Source organism: Rugamonas apoptosis (assembly GCF_014042355.1).
Taxonomy (GTDB): domain Bacteria; phylum Pseudomonadota; class Gammaproteobacteria; order Burkholderiales; family Burkholderiaceae_D; genus Rugamonas; species Rugamonas apoptosis.
Genome location: NZ_JACEZU010000040.1, coordinates 1 through 749, shown reverse-complemented (window position 1 = coordinate 749; position 749 = coordinate 1). Strand labels below are relative to the sequence as shown.

Genomic DNA, 749 nt, shown 5'->3' with positions numbered 1-749 from the left:
GATATTTTAAGTATCACGAAGACTGGCTTCGTGTGCACTTCCATCAAACGTCCACACTTATCGACTGTGAATTTTTAAAGAACTTATTCGGTACTGCTTGCGGCGTTTCTGACAAAGCGTTTTGTTTGTCAGCCGCGAAGAAGAAAGAGTATGAAGCGTTTAGTTCGTTTCGTCAACCCCTCTTTTCACCTCGCTCAACTTGCATTTGCATGTATCGTTTCGCGAGGGACCGAACTATAGCAAACCGTTCCGCCTTTTGGCAAGGTTTTTCAACAAATTGTCAGTTTTTTCAATATTGACTCACGATGTGTGAGCACAAAATCAACGAAAGCTGGCTTTTTCACGGCCAGACGCACCGGCCAGGGGAGTAGTTCGTAGCAATAGCCGGCCATGCCGCGCATCTTCTCCTCACTCATCAAGGCGTCGGCCACGCCAGTCGAGGCGCCACCAAGGTGCGCCAGGATTGCCACGCGATGCTGTTCAAGTATGGCATTGAGTGGACCGCTCAAGATACCTTCCAGCCTGGCGGATTCGGTCAGCGGATTCATGGCACATCCTTTCCGGTTGTCGGATCTGGATGGTAGGACGACGCTGGAAGATAGGTGATGCGATGAAGAAAATGGACGAAAAAAAACCCCGCCAACACAAGAGTCGGCGGGGTTTTTCGGATAACTAGCTTGACGATAACCTACTTTCACACTGGTTGCAGCACTATCATCGGCGCAGAGTTGTTTCACGGTCCTGTTCGG

Annotated in this window: 1 protein-coding gene; it reads right to left on the bottom strand. The window is 49.8% G+C overall.

Translation table 11 applies throughout. The annotated features are described in order from the left end of the window. Positions 1-269 precede the first annotated feature (269 nt). Positions 270-749, bottom strand: a 480-nt coding sequence (locus H3H39_RS27695) for a hypothetical protein (RefSeq protein WP_220461695.1), incomplete at its 5' end; no start/stop codon positions are given.